Origin of the sequence: Sporichthya sp. (assembly GCF_013815995.1) — a bacterium.
Lineage (GTDB): Bacteria > Actinomycetota > Actinomycetes > Sporichthyales > Sporichthyaceae > Sporichthya.
Map to the genome: position 1 here is coordinate 1 of NZ_JACDFE010000253.1, position 6,041 is coordinate 6,041.

The window sequence follows — 6,041 nt, forward strand, 5'->3', positions numbered from 1 at the left end:
GTCTGCGGCGGGGCCGGCGGCTGCCCGTACCCGGGCGGCGCGTAGGGGTCCGCGGGCGGCTGGTACCCCGGCGGGGGCGGCGGAGCCTTCTCGTATCCCGACGGCTGCCCGTAAGCCGGGGGCTGCCCGTAAGCGGGGGGCTGCCCGTACGCCGGAGGCTGCCCGTAGACCGGCGGCTGCCCGTACGGCTGCGCAGGCGCGTAGCCGGGCGGGAGGTAGCCCTCCGGCGGGTAGGCCGCGTCGGCTGCGGCGTCGCTGAAGCTCGGGTACCGGTCGGTGAAGAGGAAGATCATGTAGCCGGCGACCCGGAAGGTGAACCCCTGCAGGAACGTCATCGCCGAGAACAGGCCCCGCGGAGTCTTGCCGAGGATCACTGCGACGACCCACATCACGAAGGCGACCGCCATCACGGCGTAACCGAAGACCTGCGTGACGATGTAGACGGGAATCGCCAGGATCACGCGGAAGAACACCTTGAGCCGGCTGTACGTCTCCTGCGGCGGGTCGATCACCATGTGGATCGGGTATTCGGGGTGCTCGCCGGTGTCGAACGGCGGGTACACGTCGGTCTGCAGGTACAGGTAGCCGCTGACGCGGGTCCAGTAGCGGAAGACGCCCGTGTTGAAGCGGTAAAGCCCCTCCGGGTACCGCGCGGTGAACAGCAGCGCGAACCAGGCCCCGATCACCGTGAAGATCGCCGCGATGCCGTAGACGATGCCGACGATCATCAGGGGGATGACCATCAGGAGCCGGAAGAACGAGGTCAGCCGGTTTCGCTTCTCGGTGTACTCGGGGCGGTAGCTGACTGGGTACGTGGCCACGGTCTCGTCCTCCTCGGCGGCCCCGTTCGGGTGCCGAGAAGAACGTACGCGCCACCACACCCGTCACGTCAATGATCTTGAACGGCGCGCCCGCTCAGACAATCGCCCTACTGGACCGGACCGTCGTCACAGCAGGATCCGCAGCGGGTTCTCGAGCAGGCCGGTGAAGGCCCGCATCCACTCTGCGGCCACCGCACCGTCGACCGGGCGGTGGTCGACGCTGAGTTTCACCCGTAACTGACGGACCGTCCGCAGCTTGCCCTTCACGATCGCCGGGACCTCGGTGGCCGCGCCGACCGCGAGGATCGAGGCCTGCGGCGGGTTGATGATCGCGGCGAACTCGACCGTGCCGAACATGCCGAGGTTGGAGACCGTGACCGTGCCTCCGCTGAGCTCGTGCGGGCGCAGCTGTCCGGCCCGGGCGGAATCGCAGGTGAACAACCCCCGCAGGTTCCCGGCGGGCACGACCTCCGGCCGCTGGACGTCGTAGAAGCCCTGGCAATCGGCCTGCCAGACGTCGATGGTGGCACCGGGCAGCGCCGCACCGTCGCTGCCTCGCACGCACCCGGTCACCAGCGTCGGCTCCCCGCCGGCGACGTCGGCGATGCATTCGCCGAGCGAGCGCGCCGGGGAGGCGGTCATGTGGAAGGGCCCCAGGACGGTGGACTCCGTTGCTGTCCCGCCACCGCGGTTGGCGATGGCGTCGACGAGCATCGACAGGCCGAGGACGTCGGAGAGCAGCACGAACTCCTGCCGGGTGGCGTCGGACCTCTGACCGGTGCGGGTCAGGAACGCGATAGCCGCGTCCAGCTCCGGCTGCGCCAGGTCGACGTCCTTGGCGAAGGCGTGCAGGTGCCGGACCAGAGACTGCAGGATCTGACGCAGGCGAGGGTCCGGGGTCGCGGCGAAACTGCCGGCCACCGCCTCGGCCGATCCCTCCTCGGTGAACCATTCCGGTCGGACGTCAGTGAGAGGCATCGTGTGGGCTCCGTTCCCGAGGCTTACGGACCGTCAGATCTGTGCGTCCTCGAAATGGATGACGAGCGGTGCCTCGGTGAAGAAGCCGGCGATGGCCTCGCCCACGGTCGCGGCCTGGGGCGTGGTCGGGAAAACCTCGAGGTGGTCCTCCAGGTGGTCCCACCCCGCCCGGAGCAGGTAGGTACCCGGCTGGTCCACGCTGCGGGAGATGTTCGCCTCCTGGCAGCCCGGGGCATCCCGCAGGGCCTTGAGCGCGAGAGGTACGGCGGCCTCGAACTCGTCGGCCCGGGCCGGGTCGATCACGAGATGAGCGTGTTCGTAGACCATCAGAGGTCCATCGTGAGCTGGTCGTCGCCGAGCAGGACCTTGCCGTAGACCTCTTTGCCGACCTCCGCCGAGACGTAGGCGTGGCGGGCAGCGATGGCGGCATCGCGCCAGATGCGGTTGAGGACGTTAACGTCGGCGAAGGACCCGGCGCCGTTGGCCGTCATCAGGAAGTCGATCCCCTGGTTGACCAGTTCGGCCGCGACCCCGGTGTCGTTGCGGACCCGGGCGCGCACCTCCATGGTCGGCAGCCGGTGCTCGGCGGCGTTGGCGTCGATGTCCAGGCAACCCTGACGCACGAGCAGCTCAGCCAGGTGGAACTTCGTAGACGCGTTCGCGACCCCGAGCTGGTGCATCGGCGAGGTTCGCGCCTCTGCGTACATGGTGTACGCGACGGCCTTGCCCGGCAGGCTCTTCCGGGTCCGCTCCAGGGCGTGCCGGCCCATCCCGAGTTGCGGCGCAACCAGGATCAGCGCAGCGACCGGAATGAAGGCCATGTAGGAGTTCTGGTCCTGCTTGTGCGGCGTGAGGAACTCCGCCTCCCGCATGCCCACGAACCGTTGCACCCGGTGGTCGGGCACGAGTGGTCCTCGACCACGATGGTGTCGCTGCCCGTTCCGCGCATACCGGCGACGAACCAGGTCGGCTCGATGGTCCACGCCTCGGCGGGAATCAGCGCCAGTGCGCGGGGGTCCTCACCGTCGGGGACGTCGATCCCGATGCCCAGCGTCGCCCAGTCCGCTGCGAAGGACCCCGAGGAGTAAGGCCACCGCCCGCTGACCAGGTAGCCGCCCTCGACCCGCTCCGACTTGCTCCCCGGGGTGAAGATGCCGCACACCTTGGCGTCCGGGTTGGCGCCGAACACCTCGTCCTGAGCCTGCTGGGAGAACGTGGTCGCGAACCAGGTGCAGACGTTCAGCAGCGAGGCGGCCCACCCGGTGGAGCCGTCACCCCGGGAGATCTCGGCAAGCGTCTGGACCCCGGTCGCCATGTTGGCGCCGTACCCGCCGTAGCGCTTGGGCACGAAGATCTTGAACAGGCCGGCTTCCTCGAGGGCCGCCACCACCTCCGGCCCGACGCGCCGCTCCTCGGACGCCTTGTCCGCGTACTCGCGAATGAGGGGGACCAGGGCCGTGGCTCGCGCGACGAGGTCGGCGTCCACGCCTGTGCCCATGCCCTCGCCCGCGAGCTGAAGCGGGATGGGTTGCTCGACCAACGTGTCGGTCACGACGACTCCTGATGTGAGGGGCTGTCACGGATGATGGGGCCGACGTTATGAGCGCCAGGGCGCGCAGCCGAGACACTTGACGCACCCGGCGGGACAGTCCGCGCAGTGCACAACTCCCGCGCCGACAGGCGGAGTCGTCCGCTGCGCAAGGCGTCCAGGCGACGCGTGAAGTGTCTCGGGCGGCGCCACGAACCGGCTTACCTTCGCTGCCCGGAAACCGGTTCGCGCTAGGAGGCTCCGTTGATCGCACCCACCAGACGCGAGCGGATGGGACATCGCCCGGCAGGCGCGACCAACAGCCCGTTCGAGGTTCCGCCAACTGAGTCTCACCGATGCGGCCCGGCTGGTCTTCTGCACGGAACTGCAGCCCTCGGAGGCTCCGTCAGCCGAGACGATCCGATGGGCCGTGACGCGGCGACTGGGTCGGCCGGGCAACGCGCTGCGGGAGGCGAGCGAGGATCTGGCCTCCCGTTACGGCGACGACCCGGAAGCCGCGCGGCGCCGGATGCGGTGGTCGCGGCGCATGGCGGCCGCGGCCTATCTCGCCTCGACCTTCGACTGCGCGTGAGCCGACGTCTGCGGGCTCGCCCCCTTTCACCGGGAGTACACATGTCACTGGTCCCGCTCCGCGATCCCGCGGAATTCGACTCCGCCGACCAGGCCGCGCTCGCGGCCGGGCAGGCCGGCTACGGCAAGGCGCTCCACACCTGGCAGGCGATCGCCCAGCGGCCCGGAATGTTCGGCGCCTATCTGCCCTTCATCCGGGCGGTGGCCGGCCCCGGCTGCTTGGACCCGCGGCTGAAGGACCTGACCGCGGTTTACGTGACGGTGCTCAACCACTGCCGCTACAGCGCGAGCCACCGTTGCACGTCCGCGGCTGCACAGGGCGCGACGCCCGAAGACATCGACGCGGTGGTCAGCGGCAATCACGCGGGCCTGGACCCTGATCTGCAACTGGCGCTGGAACTGGCCCGGGTGATGACACTCGAGCTTCCCGCGATGCCGATCGCCCAGGCCCCCACCGGCCTGGCGGACGACCTGCGCGCGGCCCTGACCAAGGCCTTCAGCTCGGACCAGCTCGTCGAGCTCACCATGTCGATCAGCCTGTGGAACGCGCTTTCACGATTCCACCGCGTGATGGACTTCGACCTCGACATGCCGGTCCCGCCGGAGGCCGTCGAGCGCGTGCTGTGACGCGTGAGACTGCGAGGACCAGCTCAAAGGATCAGGCCAACGTGCCGAGGTAGGCGCCCCAGACCGCGGACCCGGCGAAGACCCCCAGCAACGCACCGGCCAGCATCGACGGCCCGAACGGGATCTGACTGCGGCGGCCGGCCCGGCCGATCACCATCAGGGTCACACCGACGAAGGCACCGATGCCGAATCCGCCGAGCAGTCCGACCAGGCTGGGGCCCCAGCCGAGCCAGCCGAGAGCGAGGCCGAGGGTGGGAGCCAGCACCACGTCGCCCAGACCCATGCCGCGCCCGCCGGTGCCGAACCACAGCGACCAGTACAGGCCGAACCACGCTGCGGCCGAGAGCAGCGCCACCGCCACCGGGGACCAGCCGTCAGCCAGTCCGGCCAGGGCGAGCAGCACCACGGTGACGCCCAGGCCCGGGATCGAGATCTCGAACGGAAGCCGGCGCACGTCGAGGTCGATCAGGGCGAGCGCCAGGCCGGTCGCGGCCAGGAACAGCAGCGCGGGCAGCACCGGACTGACCCCGAAGCGCAGGGTGATCGCGAAGAACAGCGCCGCGCAGCCGACCTCGACCAGCGGGTAGCGCGCCGAGATCGGGGCCGCACAGTCACGGCACCGGCCGCGCAGCAACAGCCAAGACAGCACGGGGATGTTGTCCCGCGGGCGCACCGGGTTCTCGCAGTTCGGGCAGCTCGAGCCGGGGCGGACCACCGACTTGCCGGCCGGTACCCGGTGCACGACGACGTTGAGGAACGAACCGATCAGCAGGCCGCCGAGGGCGAGGAACGTCGCGGCCACCGCGTCCGGGCTCACGCGCTGGTACCGGTACGTCCGAGCCGCGGTGCGAGCCGCTCCACCTCGGCCGGCGACAGAGCAGCTCGGGCCGCGGCCCACACCCCGGCCCGGGCGGCGGCGACGTCCACCGGACGGTCCGCCGCCTCGGACAGGATCAGGACAACGGCGGCCCGCCGGACGTCGGCGAGCAGCAGGCCGGCGTCGCCGGCAGCCAGCGAGGCCTCCACGAGGTGGGCCTCGAGGTCGGCGAGGTCGGCCAGGCACATTTGCTGGGCAGCGTCAGCGCGGTAGGCGGCCGCGAGCAGCGCCTCGGCGATCACCCGGCCGTCGGCCGCCGCGGTTCGCAGCTGGGCGACCAGCGCGTCGGCCCCGATCTCCCAGGCCCGCCAGTGCAACGAGCCCGACGGCGAGGGCATCGCCCGGCCCGGGGCCGGTGGGAGTTCGGCCAGGTGCTCCAGGTCGGTCAGCCGCTCGGCGACCAGCGCAGCAGCCGGCTTATCGAAGACCCCGAGCAACCGGCGACGGGCCGTCACCACGACCTCGCGGGCGTCGCGAGCTGCGGCGGTCTCCGCCGCGTCGGTGGACCCGCAGACCGCGGCACCGACGGCGGTGGCCACGGCCTGGATCCGGCGATCAGCGGTAGGCGAGTCGGCGGGGGCCCGCTCCCAGAGCAGGGCCTGCACGTGCAGGACGTCGG

Annotated in this window: 9 protein-coding genes; 2 read left to right on the plus strand and 7 right to left on the minus strand. The window is 70.7% G+C overall.

Annotation, left to right across the window (positions count from 1 at the left end):
- The 5 genes from H0X00_RS20700 to H0X00_RS20720 all read right to left on the minus strand — a co-directional run.
- Positions 1–821, minus strand: an 821-nt coding sequence (locus H0X00_RS20700) for a DUF4389 domain-containing protein (protein WP_293774423.1), incomplete at its 3' end; no start/stop codon positions are given.
- A gap of 126 nt (positions 822–947) precedes the next feature.
- Positions 948–1,799, minus strand: coding sequence for a 2-oxo acid dehydrogenase subunit E2 (locus H0X00_RS20705; protein WP_293774425.1), 852 nt, complete (start codon positions 1,797–1,799; stop codon positions 948–950).
- A 33-nt stretch (positions 1,800–1,832) separates the two neighbouring features.
- Entirely contained in the window at positions 1,833–2,126 is a 294-nt protein-coding gene (locus H0X00_RS20710; protein WP_293774426.1) for a putative quinol monooxygenase, read from the minus strand.
- On the minus strand, positions 2,126–2,620 hold the full coding sequence (locus tag H0X00_RS20715; protein WP_293774427.1) for a hypothetical protein: 495 nt from the start codon (positions 2,618–2,620) through the stop codon (positions 2,126–2,128). The genes H0X00_RS20710 and H0X00_RS20715 overlap by 1 nt, the downstream gene beginning before the upstream one ends.
- Positions 2,593–3,351 (minus strand): acyl-CoA dehydrogenase family protein, encoded by a 759-nt coding sequence (locus H0X00_RS20720; RefSeq protein WP_293774428.1) that lies wholly within the window; start codon positions 3,349–3,351, stop codon positions 2,593–2,595. The genes H0X00_RS20715 and H0X00_RS20720 overlap by 28 nt, the downstream gene beginning before the upstream one ends.
- A 406-nt stretch (positions 3,352–3,757) precedes the next feature.
- Between H0X00_RS20720 and H0X00_RS20725 the strand changes: the two genes are divergently transcribed.
- Entirely contained in the window at positions 3,758–3,919 is a 162-nt protein-coding gene (locus tag H0X00_RS20725) for a hypothetical protein (RefSeq protein ID WP_293774430.1), read from the plus strand.
- A 41-nt stretch (positions 3,920–3,960) separates the two neighbouring features.
- Positions 3,961–4,545 carry a carboxymuconolactone decarboxylase family protein gene (locus tag H0X00_RS20730; RefSeq protein ID WP_293774431.1) on the plus strand — a complete coding sequence of 195 codons (585 nt, stop codon included), beginning with the start codon at positions 3,961–3,963 and terminating at the stop codon, positions 4,543–4,545.
- Positions 4,546–4,576: 31 nt separating this feature from the next.
- On the opposite strand, the gene H0X00_RS20735 is transcribed toward H0X00_RS20730, so the two are convergent.
- Together H0X00_RS20735 and H0X00_RS20740 are read right to left on the minus strand one after the other, a co-directional pair.
- Positions 4,577–5,362: an A24 family peptidase gene (locus H0X00_RS20735; protein WP_293774432.1), complete on the minus strand. Its 786-nt coding sequence runs from the start codon at positions 5,360–5,362 to the stop codon at positions 4,577–4,579.
- Positions 5,359–6,041: hypothetical protein (locus H0X00_RS20740; protein ID WP_293774434.1), on the minus strand; the 683-nt coding region annotated here is incomplete at its 5' end. The genes H0X00_RS20735 and H0X00_RS20740, both read right to left, overlap by 4 nt.

What these genes read in the sequence shown, in the direction of transcription:
- H0X00_RS20705 (WP_293774425.1), bottom strand. Translation starts at nt 1,799, where the DNA reads ATGCCTCTCACTGACGTCCGACCGGAATGGTTCACCGAGGAGGGATCG.
- H0X00_RS20710 (WP_293774426.1), bottom strand. Translation starts at nt 2,126, where the DNA reads ATGGTCTACGAACACGCTCATCTCGTGATCGACCCGGCCCGGGCCGAC.
- H0X00_RS20715 (WP_293774427.1), bottom strand. Translation starts at nt 2,620, where the DNA reads ATGGCCTTCATTCCGGTCGCTGCGCTGATCCTGGTTGCGCCGCAACTC.
- H0X00_RS20730 (WP_293774431.1), top strand. Translation starts at nt 3,961, where the DNA reads ATGTCACTGGTCCCGCTCCGCGATCCCGCGGAATTCGACTCCGCCGAC.